Below are 21,526 nucleotides of genomic sequence, written 5' to 3'. Positions count from 1 at the left end.
CACCGGCACCCTCCACATCGGCGGCACCCCCCTCGCCCGCGGCTACCACCACCAACCCGCCCTCACCGCAGACCGCTTCACCCCCCACCCCACCAGGCCCGGCAAACGCCTCTACAACACCGGCGACCAAGCCCACTTCAACACCGACGGCACCCTCACCTACCTCGGCCGCACCGACCACCAAATCAAAATCCGCGGCCAACGCATCGAACCCGCCGAAATCGACACCGCCCTCCACACCCACCCCCACATCACCCACACCATCACCACCACCCACACCACCCCCGACGGACACACCCACCTCGCCACCTACTACACCACCAACACCCCCACACCCCCCACCCCCACCCAACTCCGCACCCACCTCACCCACCACCTCCCCCCAGCCATGATCCCCACCTACCTCACCCACCTCACCACCCTCCCCCAACACCCCAACGGCAAGACCAACACCACCCAACTCCCCCCACCTGTAGCGGATTTCGAGGGACCCGGGGTGACTGGCGCGGAGCGCGTGGAACCGAGGGACGAAGTGGAGCGGGAGCTCGCGCTGATCTGGACCGAGGTGCTCGGGACGCCCGCGGCGGTGGGAGTGCGCGACGACTTCTACGCGCTGGGCGGTCACTCACTGCTCGCCGTGCAGATCGTCTCGCGGGTGCGGGACACCTTCGGGGTCGAGCTGCCGCTGGAGCGGATGATCAGCGGCCGGCCCACGGTCGAGGCGCTCGCGGAGGCGGTCCAGGAGATTCAGCTCTCCGACACGGACGAGGCCGAACTCCTCGCCGCTCTGGCCACCTTGTAGATGTCGGCGCACGTCGAGCGGCCCCGGGCAGGGAACACCCGGGGCCGCTCGATCAGAAGCGTGAAGTCAGCCGCGTACGGTCAGACCCACCGCTGTGACGTCGGTCAGGTTGGCGCCCCAGGTGCCCCACGTCAGGTCCTTGGGGAGGGAACCCGCGCCCTGCGGGAGGCCGCGCGAGTACGCGGTGACGCGCAGCGGGATCTCGCCCTTACCGGTGACCTTCACCGTGATGTCGAAGCCGTCGGCGGGGATGGTGTAGAGGGCGAAGCCCCACTTCCACGGTCCGGCGGACGTGGGCCGGTTGGTGCCGCCCTTCACGTGGGCGCCGATGACATCGGCCCCGGTGACGGTGTGCGCGGAGGTGTCGGCGAACAGGCTCACGTACGACGTGCCCGGCTCGGGCTTGATGTGGAGGCGTACGGTGCGGGCGCCGCCCCGCCCCGCCTTGCCGGGCTTCACTTTGACGGTCGGTGCGGCCGGGCCGCTGCTCGATGCGGCCGTCGCGATGTGCGCCTGGGTGGCGAGGCCGCCCGCGAGCGTGGTCGGGAAGGTGGGGAACTCGGCCCGGATGTCGGCGTGTTCGGTCCCGGCGAGGGCTCTCGTCCACTTCGGCGGGGTGTTGTCGGAGCTGATCCAGTGGCCCGTGCCGCGGTCGGCGTCCCATGCGTAGGCCAGGTTGGTGTGGCGCGGGTGGGCCGCGTCGAAGGTGTCGAGGCGCAGGCCGGTGACGACCAGCGCGACTCCGGCCGCCAGGGCCAGCCACGTGGTGACCGGTGCGGTACGGCGCGGCAGCAGGCCGAGCAGCGGCACGGACGCCGTGGCGAGCAGCGCCATCACGGCAAGGGGCGCCACCGCGAGGGACAGGCCGAGGGTCGGGAAGACCAGCACGATCACCGGAAGCAGCAGCGGCAGGGCGACGAGGGCGCACACCGATACCGCCACCGTGCGCCAGGTGTCGCCGGACCCGGACCCGGACCCAGACCCGGACCCAGAACCGGACTCCGTGGTGCGCAGCGCGACGCACAGGGCCGCGCTGCCGAGGAGTACCGGCCAGGTGAACAGGTAGGCGGCGCCCGGGGCAAGTACGGCGGTGAGCAGTCCGAGGCCGGTGAGCCAGCCCCAGCCGCCCAGGGCGAGTTGAGGGGCCGTCACCTTGCGGCGCAGGAGCAGGTACCAGCCGAGTACGGCCGCCGCGGTCAGCGTCAGGAACGCGGCGCGGAACCACCCGGGTCGGTAGCTGTCGCCCATCGAGAGGTCGGCGTATCCGGGCCGGATCGCGCACAGCAGCTGCCAGCCGCCGAAGCCGACCACGGCGGCGGCGAGCAGCGCGAGCGGGAAGGTCAGCGCGGCGCGGCCGATTCCACCGCGGGCCAGGCCTCGTCGGCCCGCGTACCAGACCGTGACCGCGTAACCCGCCGCGGCGAGCAGCGCCAGCGGCAGGGCCAGGTAGCGCGGGTAGTGGACGAGCAGTCCTGTCACCGTGAAGTAGGTGTCGTCGCCGCCGTCGCGCAGCTTGGTGAGGTCACGTCCTGACAGATCACGGGCGGCGGCCAGGGTGTTGTCGCCCTGGCTCTGGATGCTGGCCGCGGAGAGGTTCGCGACCGAGTCGTCGGGCGTGTGGTAGCGGGCGGACCCGTCCACGAAGGCGAAGTTGAGGCCGCCGAAGCCCTCCTTCTTGAACTCGGAGAAGTCGGTGTCGTTCGGCAGGTACGTGTAGACCTCGTCGGCGAGTGACGTGGCGATGGGCCGGTCGGCGCCGCTCAGCGCGGACAGTGCGCCGCTGTTACGGGGCCCCGACTCGAACATGATCGACGGGCCGGATGTGCCGCGTGCCTCCAGGTTCAGGACGACCGTGTTCGCCGGGTCGAGCGAGCCGCCCGCCACGAAGGCGTGCGCGCCGAGCAGGCCGGGCTCCTCGCCGTCGGTGAACAGCACGTCCACGGTGTTGCGGGCCGTCTTGCCGTCCGCCCGCAGGGCCCGCACCACTTCGAGTACGGCGGCCACGTTGGCGCCGTTGTCGGACGCTCCCGGCCCGGCGGGCACCGAGTCGTAGTGCGCCATCAGAAGCAGATGTCCGGCGTCGGCGTCGGCGTCGGCGCCCGCCGTGCCGGGGAAGACGGCATGGATGTTGGTGACGGTGGCCACGAGTGCGGTGCCCTCCTCGTCGCGGGACACCGGCTGCGCCTGCGCCTTCACCTTGCCGCCGAGGTCGGTGAGACGCTGGGTGAGGTAGTCGCGGGCCGAGGCCGACGCCGGGCTGCCGAGCGGGCGCGGTTCCTTGCCGATCACCTTCGCGTCCTTCAGGGCGCGTGCGGCGGAGAACTCAGTCGGCGACGCGTCGGCCGGCTTCGCGTCCGGCGCTTGCAGCGTCCACACGGACGCACCGGTCAGCAGCGCGAACAGGGCGAGGACCACGAGCGCGGCCCAGCGCGCTTTCGACGGTGCCTTCGTGCGCGCGGGAACAGGGGCACTGGCCCCGGAATTGGGCATGGTGAAGCACCAGTCTCTCCGTGTCTGGGAATGTTCGGCAATTCGGGCGGTCGGCTCGGAACGCGTACTTCACCTGAATTATCGAGAGGCCCAAGGCGTCCTGTCGCTCCCATCTGACAAGGTGTTTCGTCGAGTTGACATAGTCCGGGCGGTCCGCCGGGGCGAATTGACAAAGTCCGGCCGCCGTTCTGGCGGCGCCTCGTTCGCTGGCTAGCTTTACGTCGGTATTGAACTTCCCCGTCGAATGCAGAAGCCGGAGAAAAACAATGATCAATGCTGCCGTTGAGACCTACTGGGTCGTCGTCAACGACGAGGAGCAGTACTCGGTGTGGCCGACCGGGCGCGAGGTGCCGGAGGGCTGGCGGACCGTCGGGGTGACCGGCCCCAAGGACGAGTGCCTCACCTGGATCGACGCGAACTGGACCGACATGCGGCCGCTGAGCCTGCGCCGTTCCATGGGTGACGCCCCGGCCGCCTCCGCCTGACCTCTCCCGCCGAATCGCCCAACCGACCAACGAGGGGGAACGAGCTGTGATGGCCCATTGGCAGCAACTGCTCGATGAGCTACTGGCCCAGGGTGGATCCGCCCGTGGGCTCGAGATCGCCGGGGACGCCTGGAGCGGCAAAACCCGCCGCCTGGACGCACTCGCCCGCCGTGCCGCGAACAGCGGCTGGTCCGTCGCCCGTGGCCGTCCGGGCCGGCTCCAGGACTCGGCGCCGTTCGGGCTTTTCCTCGACGCCCTGGACGATCTGGTGACCGCGCGGGGCGGGGAGCTGCGCGCCCGGCTCGGCGAGGAGGAGCAGGAGCGGCTCGCCGCCCTGTTCCCCTCGATGAGCCAGGGTGTGCCGCACGACCACCCCTCCTGCGACCTGTACCGCGAGTGCCGGGCCATCCGCACTCTGATCCACGAACTTGCTTCGGACAGCGGCCTGTTGTTGATCCTCGACGATCTCCACCGGGCCGACGCCGACTCGCTCGACCTGCTCGGCTACCTCCTCGAGCGGCCGCCCGCCGGGCCCGTGCTCATCGCGGTCGCCCACCGCCCGCGCCAGCTCGACCACCGCACCCACACCCTGCTCGCCGACGCGGCCGCCCGCGGTTTCGCACACCGCGTCGAACTGGCCCCGTACGCCCTGGACGACCCCGAGCTCACCGCGCTCGTACCGTCCGGCGCCGACGACCGCACCCGGCGCACCCTGCTGCGGCGCAGCGGCGGCAATCCCGGGCTGCTGCTCGCGCTCGCCGCGACCGGCACCCAGGCGCCCTTCGCCGTTCCGGCCGAGCCGCCCGCCCGGGTGGCCGCGGCCGCGCTCGGTGACTTCCAGGGGCTCGGCCCCTCCGGGCGTGCCATGGTCGGCGCCGCCGCCGTGCTCGGTGACGCCTTCGACTTCGCCATCGCCGCCGCTGTCGCCGGGCTCGACGAGAGCGCCGCGCGCGCCGGGCTCGACGAGGCGCTCGCCGAGGACCTGGTGCGGCCCGTCGGCGAGGGGGCCGACTACTGCTTCCGGGACGCCGTCGTGCGGGCCGTCGCCTATCACTCGGCGGGCCGCGGCTGGCGCTCGGGCGCCCACGCCCGTGCCGCTGCCGCCCTGCGCTGCCATCAGGGCCCGGCCGAACTCCGCGCCCAACAGCTCCTTCACGCGGTCGAGGTGGCCGACGACGAGGACGTACGGGCTCTGGTGGACGCCGCCGAGGATGCCGCCCCGCGCGATCCCGACGCGGCCGTGCGCTGGGCCCGGCACGCGCTGCGGCCCGCCGTCACCGCCGACGTCGCGCTGCGGGCCCGCGCCCAGAGCGTGCTCGGCAGGGCGCTGCTGCACAGCGGTGAGTTCGAGGAGGGCGCGGCCGTACTGCAACGCCTCCTCGCCCCCGGTGCGGACGTTCCGGCCGCGCAGCGCTCCGAGGCCGTCGCCTCGCAGGCTCTCGCGCACCGCTTGATGGGCCGCCCGGAGGCCGCACGCCACTTGCTGCACGGCGAACTCCCCGCGCTCATAGGGTGCGAGGGCGACTGCGCCCCGGCCACCGACACCGAGGGCGCCGCCAGGCCTGGTTGCTGCTCTCTGCGCCTCGCCATGACCGCGCTGGTCCTGGAGGCGGGTGGTTCATGGAGCGGTGCCGACCGGGCCGCTCTCACCGCGCTCGGCGCCGCCGCACCCCGCGACCCGTCCGCGCTGGCCGCACTCGCCGCCACCGAGGCGCAGTTCGGGCGTACGTCCGCTGCTGCGGAGCACGCCGAGCGGGCAGCCGCCCTCGTCGACTCACTCCCCGACGAGATGCTCGCCGCCCACCTGGAAGCCTTCCAGTGGCTGGCAGGGACGGAGCTGTTCCTCGGCCTGCCGCGCGCGGCCGAGACCCACCTGGAGCGGGCGGTCGCACTGGCCCGCCGCTTCGGGCAGGAGCACCTGGCGCCCCGGCTGCTCATCGGCCTGGGCCAGGCGCGGCTACGCCTCGGCTACTTCCCCGAGGCGCTCGCCTGCGCGGATGAGGCCGAGCGCATCGCACGCGCCACCGGCGCCACGCCGATGCTGGCGCTCGCCGCGGGGCTGCGCGAGGAACTGGACCTGCTGCACGGCGTGGCGCGGCCCGCCCCTCAGGAACCCGCGCCGCTGCTGCCCGAACTGAGTGGCCGGGAGCGGGAGATATCGATCCTGGTCAGCCAGGGCCACACCAACCAGCGCATCGCCCACACCCTCGAACTGAGCCCGAAGACCGTCGAGACCTACCTCGCCCGCATCTTCAAGAAGCTGGGCGTGTGCTCACGCGCCGAGGTCGCCGCGATGGTCGGCCGCGCGGCGCACCTGGTCACCCAGGAGCCGGTCCCCACCGCAAGGCCCGCCGCGTGAGGCGGCACCCGGTGCGTCCGGTACACCCGGGCAGCGGAAACGACCGCGGAGAAGGGAAGGCCGCCGTGACGTCCGCGCCCGAGGAGGGCGAGCGCACCGGCGCCACCCGCCGTGTGAGGCGGCATCCGGTGCGCCGGGGAGGCGGAAGCGACCTGGGAGCCAAGTGCCCCCTGAGCTCCTCGCGAGAAGGGATGGCGTCATGACCGCCGCGCCCGAGGAGGCCGAGCTGACCGGCGGTGCGGCGACAGTGCCCGCCCGTCTCGGCGGGCCCTTCTGGCGGCTGTGGACCACCACCTTCGTCGCCTCCTGGGGCGACGGACTTCGGCTCGCCGCGCTGCCGCTGACCGCCGCGCTTTTCACCCGCGACCCGCTGCTCCTGTCCCTCGTCACCTTCGCGGGCCAGCTCCCCTGGGTGCTCGCGGGGACCTTCGCCGGGGCCTTCGTGGACCGGCACGACCAGCAGCGCGTCATGTTCTGGTCCGACGTCACGCGCGGCGCGGTCGCCGCCCTGTTCACGCTCGCCCTGTTCACCGGACACGGTCACATCGCGCTGCTCATGGCGTTCGCCCTGGTGATGGGGGTGGTGGAGACCCTGCGCGACAGCGCCGCGCTCGCCCTGCTGCCCCGCCTGGTCGCCGAGCCCCTGCTCGACAAGGCCAACAGCCTGCTGCAGGGCGGAGCGATGCTCTGCGTGGAACTGGCGGGGCCGCCGCTCGCCGCGCTTCTCCTCGTCTCCGGTACGTCCTTCCCGTACGCCGTCGACACGGCCACCTTCGTCCTCTCCGCCTTCCTGATCGCGGGCCTCGCAGGGCGCGTGCCGCCGCCGCCCGCCCGTACCGCGAAGACCTCGCTCCTCGCCGACGCGGGAGAGGGGATCCGCTGGCTGTGGCGGCACAAGGCGCTGCGGACGGTGTGCGCGCTGGTCGGCGCCTTCAACTTCGCGCTCAGCGCCGTCGTCGCCGTGGCCGTCCTCTACGCCTACGAAGTCCTCGGCGTCGACAGTGTCGGCTACGGACTGCTCATGGCCGTCATCGCGGTCGGCGGGGTGGTCGGCGTCGTCGTCACCCCGGCGCTGACCCGCAGGCTCGGCCGCGAGCGGACGGTGCTGCTCTTCTGCGGGCTCGCCCCGCTCTCCTTCGCCGTCGCCGGTGCCACGTCGCAGCCGCTGTTCGCCGCCGGAGTGCTCAGCACCGTCGGCATGGCGCTCGCCGTCATCACCATCGTCACCACCTCCCTGCGCCAGGTCCTCGTCCCCGCGCACCTGCTCGGCCGGGTCGGCAGCTCCTACCGGCTCGTCGCGGTCGGCATGTCCCCGCTCGGCGCCCTCGCGGGCGGCGCCACCGCCTCCCTCGCCGGGATGCGGGCCCCCTTCTATCTGGCCGCCGCCGTCCTCGCCGTGGCCTGGGCGTTCAGCCTCCCCGTGCTCTCCCGCACCCCGAAAGGAACTTCATGACCGCCCCCAGGACCGCGCGCACCGGCCCGGCCGTGATCGCCATGTGGAGCCCTCCGCGCTGCCGCTCGACGGCCTTCGAGCGCATGATGATCGAGCGCGGAGACGTGACCGTCCTGCACGAGCCGTTCAACGTCCTCGTCAGCAAGGGCAGTTACGACATCGAGGGCCGCGCCCTGCGGAGCGAGACCGAGCTCCTCGACGCGATCATCGAGCTCGCCAGGACCGGTGGCCGCCCGGTCTACTTCAAGGACACCACCGACTTCCGGTACGCCGAACTGCTCGCCGATGCCCGGTTCACCACCGAGATCCAGCACACCTTCATCATCCGCGACCCCGCAGAGGCCATCGCCTCGCACTTCGCCCGCAACCCCGAACTCACCGTGGACCAGGTCGGGTTCGGCCTCTGCCACGAGATCTTCGAGACCGTCCGTGCCGCCACCGGAACCGTACCGGCCGTCGTGGACGCCGACGACCTGGTGGCCGACCCGGCGGGCACGGCAGCCGCGTACAGCCTGCGCACCGGACTGCCTCACCGGCCCGACGCGCTGAGCTGGCAGGCCGGCGAGCGCGGCGAATGGCAGGTGTTCGAGGAGTGGCACCGCGACGCGGCGGCCAGCACCGGCATCCACACCCGCTCCGGCGACTACGCCGACACCGTCCACAACAACCCGCGCCTGGCCGCCCTGCACGCCGCGCAGCTCCCCTTCCACGAGGAGCTGCGCGCCCACCGCATCGGCACGCACCCCATCGACGCGAACCGAGGAGCCGCCGTATGACAAGCCGCTTCGAACAGCTCGCCGTGGACTGCCTGGAGCCGCGCAGGCTCGCCGCGTTCTGGTGCGCCGTCCTCGACTACACCGTGCACGAGGACCGCGACGGCGACCTCGTGGAGATTGGCCCCGCGGCACTCGCCCCGCTCGACGAACTGCGCCGCACCCCGGTCGCCCCGCAGATCGTCTTCGCCCGCGGCCACACCACGAAGATCCGCAAGAACCGGCTGCACCTGGACGTCTGCCCCATCGACAGCGACCAGGCGGCCGAGGTGAAGCGCATCATCGCGCTCGGCGCCCGCCCCATCGACATCGGCACGGCCAAGGAAGCGAGCTGGACGGTGCTCGCCGACCCCGAGGGCAACGAGTTCTGCGTACTGCGCAGCCTCGCGCCCGGTCACTTCGAGGAATAAGAGGAGCGGTAGGGGCATGAGCGGTTCATCCATCCCGTCCTTGGCGCAGACGCAGACGCAGACGCAGACGCAGACGCAGACGCAGACGCAGACGCAGACGCAGACGCAGACGCAGGCACAGGCACAGGCACAGGCACAGGCACACGCACATGCGCGGGACGAACAGCGCCGTGCGGTGGCGGCAGGCTCGCCCTGGCTGCGGACCTGGCACTCCGGCGGTCGGCCCCGGCGGCGTCTGCTGTGCCTGCCACCGGCAGGCGGAGCCGCGCACGTCTACGGCGGATGGGCGCGGCGCCTTCCCGCAGGGACCGAGGTGGTCGCCGTCGAGCTGCCGGGCCACGGCACGCGCATCGGCGAGCGCCCGCTGACGCGGATGGCCGATGTCGTCACCGGCGTCGAGACGGCACTCGACGGCCTCCCCGAACTCCCGCTGGTGATCTTCGGCCACAGCATGGGCGCGGTCGTCGGCCTGGAACTCGCCCGTTCGCTGCGCCACCGCCACGGCCACCCGGTGCACGCGCTGATCACCGCCGCGTCGCCCGCTCCGTCGATGCCGCCGCCCGACCGCTGGGCGAAGGGCGCTGCGACCCCGGACGAGGACCTCCTCGCCCTGCTCGACCACTCCGGCAGCCTGCCGGCCCAACTCCGCGGCCACGCCGAGTTCCTGCACCTCTATCTGCCGGTGCTCCGCGCCGACCTGGAGATCCTCTCCGGCCACCGGGCCCGCCGCGAAGAACCCCTGCCGTGCGCGCTGCGCGTGTACGTGGGCGCCGACGACCCGCTGGTCTCCGAGGCCGAGGCATGGCCCTGGTCGCCGAGCGACATCGCGGGCGACCGCCGCCTCCGGGTCTTTCCCGGCGGCCACTTCTTCCTGCACGAGCACCCCGGCCCCGTCCTCGACGGCCTCGCCCGCGATCTCGCCCTCGTCACACCCGGCGCCTGAGCCCAGGAGCAGCAGATGAACCCCCAAGCCCCACTCGCCGAGACCCTGGCCGGGCTCACCCCGCAGCAGCGGGCGCGGCTCACGCTCGAACTGGCCCGCCGCAAGGCCGCGAAGAACCCCGCGGTCCCGACCCAGCCGCGCACCACGGGCGGCGAGCAGACCTTCCCCGCATCGCCAGGACAGGAGCGGCTCTGGTACCTCCACGCCCTTGAGCCCGACTCCACGGCGTACGTCCTGCCCATCGTCCTGCGGCTCGGCGGCGCCGTCGACACGGCCGCCCTGCAAGGGGCGCTCAGCACGCTCGTCCGGCGCCACGAAGTGCTGCGCACCGTGTTCCGCGAGGACACGGACGGCCTGATCCAGCAGGTGGTGCGGCCCGCGGGCGAGGTACCGCTGCCGGTCACCGAGCTCGCGCCGGAGATCACCGATGACGCCCTCTGGGAGCGGGTGCGCGGTGAGACCACCCACCCCTTCGACCTCGCCACCGGACCCTTGGTGCGGGCCTCGCTGCTGCGCCGCACCGAGACCGAGTGGGTACTCGTGCTGTGCGTGCACCACATCGTGGTGGACGGCTGGTCGCTCGGCGTCCTGGTAGGTGAACTCGCGGAGGCCTACGCGGCCTGCGCCGAACGGCGCGCCCCGCGGCTGCCCGAACTCACCGTGCAGTACGCGGACTTCGCCGTCTGGCAGCGCGAGCGCCTCTCCGGCGAGCAACTCGCTGAGCACCTGACGTACTGGCGGGGCCACCTCGGCGGCGCCCCGGTGCTCGACGTACCGGGCGATCGCCCGCGCGCCGCCGAGCAGTCGTTCGCCGGGGACTCGGTGCCGCTCGACCTGTCCGCTGCCCTGGTCGGACGGCTGACCCGCCTTGCGGAGAGCGAGTCGGCGACCCTGTTCATGGGGCTGCTCGCCGGGTTCTCGGCGGTCCTCGGGCGCTGGGCCGGACAGCCGGACGTCGTCGTGGGCACGCCGGTCGCGGGCCGTACCCGTACCGAACTCGAGCCGTTGGTCGGCTTCTTCGTCAACACCCTCGCGCTGCGCGTCGACGTGGGGGGCGGCGCCTCGTTCCGTGAGGTGATGCGGCGGGCGCGGCAGACCGCGCTCGACGGCTTCGCGCACCAGGAGGTCCCGTTCGAGCGCGTGGTCCAGGAACTCGGCGTCGAACGCGGCACCAGCCACCCCCCGGTCGCCCAAGTGATGCTGGCGCTGCGCAACGTCCCCATGAGCCCGCCCGCCCTCGGCGACCTGAGCGTCGAGGTGGTCGAACTGCCCCGCTCTGTAGCCCAGTTGGACCTGAGCGTCGAACTGGCTCCCACCCCGGACGGCGGCCTGAGCGGCGCCCTCGAGTTCTCCTCCGAGCTGTACGACCCTGCCACCGCCCGGCGTCTGGCGGCGGGCGTCGTCGCACTCCTGGAGGCGGCGGTCGCGGACCCGGAAGCCCCGGTGGCCCACCTCGACACGGTCGGTGAGCGGGAGCGCGCGCTGCTTCACACCTTCGGGGGCCGGGACATCGCGCCGTTCGCCCCGGCATTGCTGCACGAGCTGATCGAGGGCCGGGTGGATGTGGACCCGGCGGCGACAGCGGTCTGCGGTGACGGCGCGGAGGGGACGGGCAAGTGGTCCTACTCGTACGGCGAGATGGACGAGCGGGCGAATCGGATCGCGTGGTGGTTGCGCGAGCGTGGAGTGGGCGTCGAGTCGCTCGTGGGGGTGTGCCTGGAGCGTGGGCGTGACCTGGTTCCGGTGTTGCTGGGTGTGCTGAAGGCGGGTGCCGCGTATCTGCCGCTGGACCCGTCGTACCCGGCGGACCGGATCGGTCATCTGGTGGCGGACGGGCGTCCGGCCCTGGTGCTGACATCGGCGGGCGCGGACGCGGTGCTCGCGGGCGCGGCCTCGGACGTCGAGATCGTCCGTGTCGAGGACATCGCCGACGACCTCGCGAAGCAGCCCACGATCCGCCCCGCCGTCCCGCTGCACCCCCTGAACGGGCTCTGCATGCTCTACACCTCCGGCTCGACCGGCCGCCCCAAGGGAACGCTGCTGCACCACCACGCCCTCACCAACCGGCTGCGCGGCATGGTCGACCAGTACGGCTTCCATCCCGGGGACCGGGTCCTGCACAAGTCGCCGCTCGGCTTCGACCCGCACCTGTGGGAGTGCTTCGTCCCGCTGATGACGGGCGCGCGCGTGGTCATGGCGGCGCCCGGCGGCCACCGCGACCCGGGATACCTGCTCGACCTGTGCGAACGGGCCCGGATCAGCTGCGCCGACGTCGTGCCGTCCATGCTGCGCGCGCTCCTCGGCCACGGCGGGCTCGACGCGCGCGCCGCAGGCCTTCGGCTCATGCTGTGCGGCGGCGAGGAGCTGCCCCCGGACCTGGCCGCGGAGTTCGTACGCCGTTTGCCGGGCGCCGAGTTGCACAACATGTACGGGCCGAGCGAGACCACCATCGACGCGACCACCCACCACCTCACCGCCCCCGTCCCCGAGGGCCGCGTCTCGATCGGCCGCCCGGTCCCGGGCTCCCGGGTGTACATCCTGGACGCGGACCTGTGCGAACAGCCGGTCGGCGTCCCCGGTGAACTCTGCGTAGGGGGTGTGCCGTTGGCGCGCGGCTACCACGCCCGGCCCGGCCTGACGGCCGACCGCTTCGTGCCGAACCCCTTCGAGGCGGGGGAGCGGCTCTACCGCACCGGCGACCTGGCGCGCTGGCGGCACGACGGCACGGTGGAGTACCTCGGCCGCCTCGACCACCAGATCAAGATCCGCGGCCAGCGCATCGAACCCGCCGAGGTCGAGGCCGCGCTGCTCGACCACCCCGCCGTCGACCAGGCCCTCGTCACCACGGAACCCGGCGCGGACGGAGCCGCCCAACTGGTCGCCCACCTCACAGGGACGGGCGCCCTCGACGCCGCCGAGCTGCGCGGCTTCCTCGCCGAACGGCTGCCCCCTGCCATGCTGCCGAGCTCCCTGGTACGCCTCGACGCCTTCCCGCTCCTGGCCAACGGCAAGGTCGACCTCAAGGCCCTGACCGCCGCCCCGGGCGAGCGCCTCGTCACCGTGACCGCCTACGAACCGCCCCGCGATGCGCTCGAAGAGGTACTCGCCGGGATCTGGGCCGATGTCCTGAAGGCCGAACGGGTCGGCGCCCAGGACGACTTCTACGACCTCGGCGGACACTCCCTGCTCGCCACGCAGGTGGTCTCCCGCATCACCGCGATGCTGCGCGTCGAAGTCCCGCTGCGGGCCTTCGTCGGAGTGTCCACCGTCCGCAGGCTCGCCGCCGTGGTGCGCGAGACCGCCCGTGGCGAGGGGCTCGACGTCGACCAGATCGCAGGGCTCGTCCTCCAGATCAGCGGCCTCGCCGCGGACGAGATCACGCAGCAGCTCAAGGACTGACCACCCCACGGCTCCACCACTTTGGAGGTACGACACCGATGGCCCTCGCGCCCTTCTCCGCCGAACAGCAGAAACTCCTCGATCAGCTCCTCGACGGCCAGGGAGTGGCACGCCGGTCGAGCGCCATCGAGCGCCGCCCCGACCCGGAGGCTCCTGCCCCCCTCTCGTACGCGCAGGAGCGCCTGCACTTCTTCGACCGGATGCAGCCGGGATCGCCGCTCTACTCGATGACCGGCCTCGTCCGGCTGCGCGGCGCCGTGGACGTCTCGGCCCTGGAGGGCGCGCTCGGCGACGTGGTGGCCCGGCACGAGGTGCTGCGCACGGTGTTCCGCTCGGCCCAGGACGGATCCGTCCAGCAGGTCGTGCGCCCCGCGGCGCCCGTGACGCTGCCCGTCACCGAGGCGCGAGACGGCGGCAGGGCATCGGGCGGCGCCGAGGACGCGGTGCGCGAGCGGGTGCGGCAGGAGAACGAGCGCGGCTTCGACCTGGCCGATGGCCCTCTGCTGCGCGGCTCCCTGCTCCGGCTCGGTGACGCCGAGTGGGTGCTCGTGCTGTGCGTGCACCACATCGTGGTGGACGGCTGGTCGCTCGGCGTCCTCGTCGACGAACTCGCCGAGACCTACGCGGCCAGGGTGTCGAATCGCCCGAACGAACTCCCCGAACTTCCCGTCCAGTACGCCGATTTCGCGCTCTGGCAGCGCGAGTGGATGTCGGGCGAGCGCCTGGAGCGTCAGCTCGCCTACTGGCGCGGGCAGCTCGACGGCGCGACCGCCCCGGAGGTCCCCGGTGACCGGCCCCGCCCCGCGGTGGACTCCTTCGCGGGTGACTCCGTACGTGTGGAGGTGCCGGCCCCTGTGGTCGCGGGCCTCACCCGGCTCGTGGAGGACGAGTCGGCGACCTTGTTCATGGGCCTGCTCGGCGCGTTCTCGGCGGTCCTGGGGCGCTGGTCGGGCCGTGGTGACGTGGTGGTCGGCACGGCCGTCGCGGGCCGTACCCGTACGGAACTCGAGCCGTTGGTCGGCTTCTTCGTGAACACCCTCGCCCTGCGCGTCGATGTCGGGGGCGGTGTCTCGTTCCGTGAGGTGGTGCGGCGGGCACGGCAGACCGCGCTCGACGGCTTCGCCCACCAGGACCTGCCCTTCGAGCGGATCGTGCAGGAGCTGAGCCCCGAACGGCACAGCTCGGGCCGCATCCCCTTCGTCAACCACATGCTGGTCCTGCACAACACTCCCTACCCCGAAGTCCGTTTGCCCGAGGTCACGTTCGAGGTGGTGCCGCAGCACACCGGCACCGCCAAGTTCGACCTGGAACTGGAACTGACGCTCACCGCCGAAGGGTCGCTCGCGGGCGCCCTGGAGTTCTCCTCCGAGCTGTACGACCGGTCCACCGCCGAACGTCTCGTCGAGGGCGTGATCGCCCTGCTGACCGCCGCCGTCGAGAACCCCGACGCGCAGGTCGATCTCCTGGACGTCATGGGCAGCGAACAGGACGCCTGCATAAGGGAATTCAGCGGACTCGGCGTCGCGCCGTTCGCTCCGGCGCTGCTGCACGAGCTGATCGAGGGCCGGGTGGATGTGGACCCGGCGGCGGTGGCGGTGTGCGGTGATGGGGTGGGTGAGGCTGGCAAGTGGTCCTACTCGTACGGCGAGTTGGATGAGCGGGCGAATCGGATCGCGTGGTGGTTGCGCGAGCGTGGGGTGGGTGTCGAGTCGTTGGTGGGGGTGTGCCTGGAGCGTGGTCGCGATCTGATTCCGGTGCTGTTGGGTGTGCTGAAGGCGGGTGCCGCGTATCTGCCGCTCGACCCGTCGTATCCGGCGGACCGGATCGGTCAGCTGGTGGAGGACGGGCGCCCGGCTCTGGTGCTGACATCGGCGGGCGCGGACGTGGTGCTCGCGGGCACGGGCGCGGACGCGGTGCTCGCGGGCACGGGCTCAGACGTCGAGATCGTCCGTGTCGAGGACATCGCCGACGACCTCGCGACCCGGCCCACGACCCGCCCCGCAGTCGCCGTCGACCCGCGCAACCCGGCCTACGTCCTGTTCACCTCAGGCTCCACCGGCCGCCCCAAGGGCGCAGCCAACTCCCACCACGCCATCACCAACAGGCTGCTGTGGATGCAGGAGCGGTACCGGCTCGACGCCACCGACCGGGTGCTGCACAAGACGCCGATCGGATTCGACGTCTCGGTGTGGGAACTGACCTGGGCGCTCCTGACCGGCGCCCGGATCGTGCTCGCCGACCCGGGCGGCCAGCGCGACCCCGAGTATCTGGCGCGGGCCACCGAGGCCGCCGGCATCACCACCGCCCACTTCGTACCCTCCATGCTGAAGGTGTTCCTCGACACCGCGGAGGCTCTGGGCAGCGCAGCGGCTCTGGGCACTGCCGAGACCCTGGGCGCCGCGCTGCCCGAGCTGCGTCGCGTGGTGTGCAGCGGCGAGGAGCTGACGCCGGAGGTCGCCGCCCGCTTCCACGCGCTGTTCCCGCACGCCGAGCTGCACAACCTGTACGGGCCGACCGAGGCGTCCATCGACGTCACCGCCCATCACGTCACCGCTCCGGTCACCGGCCGGGTCCCGATCGGCACCCCGATCACCGGGGCCCGTATCCACATCCTCGACGCGGCCCTGCGCATGCAGCCGATCGGCGTCGCGGGCGAACTGTGCATCGGCGGTGTGCCGTTGGCGCGCGGCTACCACGGCCGTCCTGGCCTGACGGCCGACCGCTTCGTGCCCGACCCCTTCGAGGCGGGGGAGCGGCTCTACCGCACGGGCGACCTGGTGCGCCGCAGGGCCGACGGCGCGGTGGAGTACCTCGGCCGCCTCGACAACCAGATCAAGATCCGCGGTCAGCGCATCGAACCCGCCGAGGTCGAGGCCGCCCTCGTCGGTCACCACGCGGTCGACCAGGTCCTCGTCACCACCGCGCCCGACGCGGACGGCACACCCCAGTTGGTCGCCTACCTCACCAAGTCCGCGAAGCCCGCAGCCGCCGGGCACGACGCACAGGTCGACCGGTGGAGCGAGGTCTTCGACCAGATCTACCGGGCGGGCGAGCAGCAGACCGCCGACCCGACGTTCGACATCTCCGGCTGGATCAGCTCGTACACCGGGGAGCCGCTCGGCGCGGACGAGATGCACGGGTGGGTCGACTCGATCGTGGACCGCGTGCTCGCGCTGCCGCACCGCCGGGTCCTGGAGATCGGCTGCGGCACCGGTCTGCTGCTCTTCCCCATCGCCCCGCACACCGAGTACTACCGCGCCGTCGACGTGTCCGAGGTCGCCGTCCGTGACCTGGCGGACAAGCTGCACCTGCTGCCGCCGGGCTCGGGCGAGGTGGAGCTCGTGCACGGCTCGGCCGAGCAGTTCGACGGGGTGGCCGACAACAGCTTCGACACCGTGCTCATCAACTCGGTCGCCCAGTACTTCCCCAACGCCGACTACCTCGCCGACGTGCTGACGCGGGCGCTGCGCGTGGTCAGGCCCGGCGGCGCGGTGATCGTGGGCGACGTCCGCAACCACGCGCTGCTCGACACGTTCCACGCCTCGCTCCAGCGGGCCGATGCGGGCGGCGAACAGGAGCAGGGCCAGGAGGGGGAAGAGTTCGAGCGTGCAGTCGCCGATCGGGCAGCCCAGGACGCCGAACTCGTCATCGACCCCCACTTCTTCACCGCGCTCGCCGGTGACCGTCCCGAGATCGAGGGCGTCTCCCTGCTCGCCAAGCGCGGCCACCACCGCAACGAGCTGGTCAAGTACCGCTACGACGCGGTCCTGCACCTCGCGGACGAGCACACGGTGGCCCAGTCAGCCCAGTCAGCCCAGTCAGCCCAGTGGCCCTCCGCCCCCGTCGCCGATCTCGCGGCGCGACTCGACGCCGAACGGCCCGAGAGCGTACTGATCCCGGCCGTCGCGGACCAGCGGCTCGCCGCCGACCTCGAAGCAGCGCGGGGCGACACCGCGCTCGACCCGGCCGAACTGGCCCTCGCGGTGGCTGACTTGGGGTATCAGGTGGTGCCGGCGCTGCATCCCGAGCGCCCCGGCCACCTCGACGTACTGCTCACACGCGACACGGACCGCGCCCTGCGTCCCGTACGCGATCTGCCGCTGCGGGCCCCCGACCGGGGCTGGGCCGCGTACTCCAACAACCCGATGGAGGCCGCCTGGCGCAGCTCGCTCGTGCCGGAGCTGCGCGCCCACCTCCAGGACAGGCTGCCCGAGTCGATGGTCCCGCGGCACTTCCTGGTCCTCGACGCCTGGCCGCTGAGCGCCAACGGCAAGCTCGACCGCAAGGCGCTGCCCGAGCCGAGCGCAGGACGCGATGCCACCACCGCCGTGTACGTCGCCCCGCGCACCCCCACCGAGCGGGCCGTCGTCACGGTCTGGTCGGACGTCCTCGGGGTGAGCCGGGTCGGCGCCCTGGACAACTTCTTCGAACTGGGCGGCCACTCGCTGCTCGCCACCCGGGTCACCGCCAGGCTCGCCGACGCGTGCGGCACCGAGGTACGCCTCGGCGCCTTCTTCCAGCACCCGACGGTCGCGGCGCTCGCCGCGCACATCGACGAGGAGGCAACTCGGCAGGTCACCGTCCGCGCCCCCGTCCGCAGGGCCGACCGCAGCCGCTACCGCGGCACCCGTCCGGTCCCCGCTGCCACCCCCGCCCCCACCGAGGCGACGGCCTGAGAACCGGGCCGAACCCACGACCAGGAGAGTGACCACCACAGTGACGACGACGACCACAGCCGGGCCCGACACCGCGCTCGCCCCCCTGCTCCCACCCCCGCCCCCACCTCAAGGCCCAGCTCCCTGCCACTGCACCTGCGGTGCCACGGTCTGGCTGACCGGCCTGCCGAGTGCGGGCAAGAGCACCATCGCGGGACTGCTCGCCGACCGGCTCCGCGCCGCGGGCCGCCGCGTCGAGGTCCTCGACGGCGACGAGATCCGCCGCTTCCTCTCGGCGGACCTCGGCTTCTCACGCGCCGACCGGGACACCAACGTGCGGCGGATCGGCCTGGTGGCAGAGGTGCTCGCCGCCAACGGGGTGATCGCCCTGGTCCCGGTGATCGCGCCGTACGCCGACAGCCGCGCCGCCGTCCGCGCCCGCCACGCCGCCCGCGATGCCGCCTATCTGGAGGTGCATGTCGCCACCCCGGTCGAGGTGTGCGGCGCCCGCGACGTGAAGGGCCTCTACGCCAGGCAGGCGTCCGGCGAGCTGACGGGACTGACCGGCGTCGACGACCCGTACGAGATCCCCGTACGCCCCGAACTGCGCCTGGACACCGACCGCAGGAGCGAACGCGATTCGGCGGACGCGGTCTGGGCACTCCTGTCGGACAGGGGGCTGGTGTGATGACCACCCTGACGAGCGAGATGACGACGACTCTGACGACGACGACTCCGACGACCGCACCCCCCGCCCCGCTGACCCACCTCGACGACCTGGAGTCCGAGGCGGTGCACATCTTCCGTGAGGTGGCGGGGGAGTTCGAGCGGCCGGTGATCCTGTTCTCCGGCGGCAAGGACTCCATCGTCATGCTGCACCTCGCGCGCAAGGCGTTCGCCCCCGCCGCGGTGCCGTTCTGCCTGCTGCACGTCGACACGGGGCACAACTTCCCCGAGGTGCTCGACTACCGTGACCGAGCGGTCCTGCGGTCCGGTCTTCGCCTGCACGTGGCGTCCGTGCAGGAGTACATCGACGCGGGCAAGCTGCGCGAACGCCCGGACGGGACACGCAATCCGCTCCAGACGGTGCCGCTGACCGAGGCGATACAGGAGCACCGTTTCGACGCGGTGTTCGGCGGCGGGCGCCGCGACGAGGAGAAGGCACGCGCGAAGGAGCGCGTCTTCTCCCTTCGCGACGAGTTCTCGCAGTGGGACCCGCGCCGCCAGCGCCCCGAGCTGTGGCAGCTCTACAACGGCCGTCACGCGCCGGGCGAACACGTCCGCGTGTTCCCTCTCAGCAACTGGACCGAGCTGGACGTCTGGCAGTACATCGCCCGCGAGAACATCGAACTCCCGCAGATCTACTTCGCGCACGAGCGGGACGTCTTCCAGCGCTCCGGCATGTGGCTGACAGCGGGCGACTGGGGCGGCCCGAGGGAGGGCGAGAAGGTCGAGCGGCGGCAGGTCCGCTACCGCACGGTCGGCGACATGTCCTGCACCGGAGCCGTCGACTCCGACGCCACGACGCTGGACGCCGTCATCACCGAGATCGCCGCGTCCCGGCTCACCGAGCGAGGCGCCACCCGCGCCGACGACAAGATGTCCGAGGCCGCCATGGAAGACCGTAAGCGCGAGGGGTACTTCTGATGACCACGATCGACCTGAGGACGGCGGCAGTGACCACCACCGCCACCGCCACTGGCACCGACGCCGTGCCGACGCCACCGGCCGGGGTCGCACCCGCCGTCGACACCCTGCGCCTCGCCACCGCCGGATCGGTCGACGACGGCAAGTCCACCCTGGTGGGCCGGTTGCTCCACGACTCCAAGTCGGTCTTCACCGACCAGCTGGAGGCCGTGGAGGCGGCCTCGCTCCGGCGCGGCCAGGAGACACCGGACCTCGCGCTGCTCACCGACGGCCTGCGCGCGGAACGCGAGCAGGGCATCACCATCGACGTCGCGTACCGCTACTTCGCCACCGCGCGGCGCCGCTTCATCCTCGCCGACACCCCCGGCCACGTGCAGTACACCCGGAACATGGTCACCGGCGCCTCCACCGCCGAACTGGCGGTCATCCTGGTCGACGCGCGCAACGGCATCGTCGAGCAGACCCGCAGGCACGCCGCGGTCGCCGCCCTGCTGCGCGTCCCGCAGGTGGTGCTCGCCGTCAACAAGATGGACCTGGTCGGCTTCGAGGAGCGGGCGTTCGCCGCCATCGCCGACGAGTTCACCGCGTACGCGGCGTCGCTCGGTATCCACGACGTGACGGCCGTCCCGGTATCCGCGCTGCTCGGCGACAACGTGGTGGACGCGTCCGCGAACATGGACTGGTACGCGGGCACCACCGTCCTCGAACACCTGGAGACGGTCGCGGTGGGCGGCCGTGACACCGAGGCGCCCGCCCGTTTCCCGGTGCAGTACGTCGTGCGCCCGCAGAGCGCCGAACACCGCGACTACCGCGGATACGCGGGCCAGATCGCGTCCGGGGTCCTTCGGGTCGGCGAGCAGGTAACGGTGCTGCCCGCCGGGCGGACCAGCACCATCACCGGCATCGACGTCCTCGGCGAGCCGGCCGCGAGCGCCCGCGCCCCGCAGTCGGTGACCTTGCTGCTCGCCGACGACATCGACATCTCGCGCGGCGACCTGATCGCACCGAGCGCCTGCGCGCCCGCGGTCACCCAGGACGTCGACGCGACCGTCTGCCACCTCGCCGACCGGCCGCTCACGGTGGGGCAGCGGGTACTCCTGAAGCACACCACCCGCACCGTGAAGGCGATCGTCAAGGACATCCCGTCCCGGCTGACCCTGGCGGACCTCAGCAGCAGCCCCGAGCCGGGTTCCCTGTCGGCCAACGACATCGGCCGGGTGGTGCTGCGCACCGCGGACCCGATCGCGCTCGACGCGTACGCCGACTCGCGCCGCACGGGCTCGTTCCTCCTGATCGACCCGGCGGACGGCACCACGCTGGCGGCGGGGATGGCGGGGGAGGAGGACCTCTCCACCGACTGAGGACGAGCCGAGCTGCCCGTGCCCTGCTCGGGGCACGGGCAGGCCGTCACTGCATCCGGTACTCCTGCTCGGGCCGCCCCGTGGTCCCGTACCGCAGGCTCATCCGCAGGAGGCCCGAGGTGACGAGCGAGGCGAGGTAGCGCTGGGCGGTGGCGCGTGAGACGCCGATCAGTTCGCCGACCTGCCCCGCGGACAGCGACGTAGGAGAGTTCCGTACGGCGGTCAGCACCGCGTCGGCCGTCACGGTACGGGTGGTGGGCCGACGGTCGGGGCGGCGGCCGACGGTCTCGCGCAGTGCGCGGTACGTGCTCTCGACGGTGCTCTGGTCCACGGACTCCGCATCCGTCAGCTGCCGGAACCGGGCGTAGCCCCGCAGCTTCTCGGCGAGCAGCTCCGGCGGGAACGGTTTGATCAGATACGCCAGTGCGCCCGCCGAAAGGGCACGCCGCACCACGGGCCCCTCGGCCGCCGCGCTGAGGACGAAGGCGTCACAGTCCAGGCGGCGCAGCAGGTCGATGCCGGAACCGTCGGGCAAGTAGATGTCGACCAGGGCCAGATCGACGGTCGCGCCGGCGGCCGTGAAGGCGTCGACGGCCTCCAGCGCCGCCGTCGCGGTGTGAGTGGTACCGGCCACCCTGAAGCCCGGCACCTCTTCGACCAGCGAGGCGTGGATACCGGCGACGCGGAAGTCGTCGTCGACCACGAGGACGGAGAGGGGCTCTCGTTCGGTGGCCGTGCGGTCAGTCATC

14 protein-coding genes are annotated in these 21,526 nt (G+C 72.4%); 12 read left to right on the top strand and 2 right to left on the bottom strand.

What is annotated here, in order from left to right:
• Positions 1-802: phosphopantetheine-binding protein (locus ACWFRJ_RS15400; protein WP_453529551.1), on the top strand; the 802-nt coding region annotated here is incomplete at its 5' end.
• Between the two features lie 66 nt (positions 803-868).
• Here the strand turns inward: ACWFRJ_RS15400 and ACWFRJ_RS15395 are convergent.
• On the bottom strand, positions 869-3,292 hold the full coding sequence (locus ACWFRJ_RS15395; RefSeq protein WP_453529548.1) for a M20/M25/M40 family metallo-hydrolase: 2,424 nt from the start codon (positions 3,290-3,292) through the stop codon (positions 869-871).
• A gap of 266 nt (positions 3,293-3,558) precedes the next feature.
• On the opposite strand from ACWFRJ_RS15395, the gene ACWFRJ_RS15390 reads away from it, so the two are divergent.
• The 11 genes from ACWFRJ_RS15390 (at position 3,559) to ACWFRJ_RS15340 (ending at position 20,777) form a co-directional block, all read left to right on the top strand.
• Positions 3,559-3,777 (top strand): MbtH family protein, encoded by a 219-nt coding sequence (locus tag ACWFRJ_RS15390; protein ID WP_383275329.1) that lies wholly within the window; start codon positions 3,559-3,561, stop codon positions 3,775-3,777.
• 49 nt (positions 3,778-3,826) lie between these two features.
• The gene (locus ACWFRJ_RS15385) at positions 3,827-6,136 is read left to right on the top strand and encodes an AAA family ATPase (protein ID WP_453529544.1); all 2,310 of its coding nucleotides are present in this window, start codon (positions 3,827-3,829) and stop codon (positions 6,134-6,136) included.
• Between the two features lie 199 nt (positions 6,137-6,335).
• Positions 6,336-7,589, top strand: coding sequence for an MFS transporter (locus ACWFRJ_RS15380; RefSeq protein ID WP_453529541.1), 1,254 nt, complete (start codon positions 6,336-6,338; stop codon positions 7,587-7,589).
• Positions 7,586-8,365 (top strand): sulfotransferase-like domain-containing protein, encoded by a 780-nt coding sequence (locus ACWFRJ_RS15375; RefSeq protein ID WP_453529538.1) that lies wholly within the window; start codon positions 7,586-7,588, stop codon positions 8,363-8,365. The genes ACWFRJ_RS15380 and ACWFRJ_RS15375 overlap by 4 nt, the downstream gene beginning before the upstream one ends.
• Entirely contained in the window at positions 8,362-8,772 is a 411-nt protein-coding gene (locus ACWFRJ_RS15370; protein ID WP_453529535.1) for a VOC family protein, read from the top strand. The genes ACWFRJ_RS15375 and ACWFRJ_RS15370 overlap by 4 nt, the downstream gene beginning before the upstream one ends.
• 16 nt (positions 8,773-8,788) lie before the next feature.
• Positions 8,789-9,715 carry a thioesterase II family protein gene (locus tag ACWFRJ_RS15365; protein ID WP_453529532.1) on the top strand — a complete coding sequence of 309 codons (927 nt, stop codon included), beginning with the start codon at positions 8,789-8,791 and terminating at the stop codon, positions 9,713-9,715.
• A 15-nt stretch (positions 9,716-9,730) separates the two neighbouring features.
• A complete protein-coding gene (locus tag ACWFRJ_RS15360; protein WP_453529530.1) occupies positions 9,731-13,114 on the top strand; it encodes an amino acid adenylation domain-containing protein in 3,384 nt (1,127 codons plus the stop codon).
• 38 nt (positions 13,115-13,152) lie between these two features.
• On the top strand, positions 13,153-17,790 hold the full coding sequence (locus ACWFRJ_RS15355; protein WP_453529527.1) for an amino acid adenylation domain-containing protein: 4,638 nt from the start codon (positions 13,153-13,155) through the stop codon (positions 17,788-17,790).
• An 85-nt stretch (positions 17,791-17,875) separates the two neighbouring features.
• Positions 17,876-18,457: an adenylyl-sulfate kinase gene (gene cysC / locus ACWFRJ_RS15350; RefSeq protein WP_453529723.1), complete on the top strand. Its 582-nt coding sequence runs from the start codon at positions 17,876-17,878 to the stop codon at positions 18,455-18,457.
• A 20-nt stretch (positions 18,458-18,477) separates the two neighbouring features.
• Entirely contained in the window at positions 18,478-19,416 is a 939-nt protein-coding gene (gene cysD, locus ACWFRJ_RS15345; protein ID WP_453529720.1) for a sulfate adenylyltransferase subunit CysD, read from the top strand.
• 29 nt (positions 19,417-19,445) lie between these two features.
• Positions 19,446-20,777 (top strand): sulfate adenylyltransferase subunit 1, encoded by a 1,332-nt coding sequence (locus tag ACWFRJ_RS15340; protein WP_453529717.1) that lies wholly within the window; start codon positions 19,446-19,448, stop codon positions 20,775-20,777.
• Positions 20,778-20,823: 46 nt separating this feature from the next.
• Here the strand turns inward: ACWFRJ_RS15340 and ACWFRJ_RS15335 are convergent, their stop codons facing one another.
• Positions 20,824-21,525, bottom strand: a complete 702-nt coding sequence (locus ACWFRJ_RS15335) for a response regulator (protein WP_453529524.1) — start codon at positions 21,523-21,525, stop codon at positions 20,824-20,826.
• Position 21,526: the final 1 nt, after the last annotated feature.

The sequence above is a fragment of the Streptomyces sp. NPDC055239 genome, from assembly GCF_053606205.1.
The sequence above is the reverse complement of the archived record's forward strand: the minus strand, read 5'-3'. Positions and strand labels throughout refer to the sequence as shown.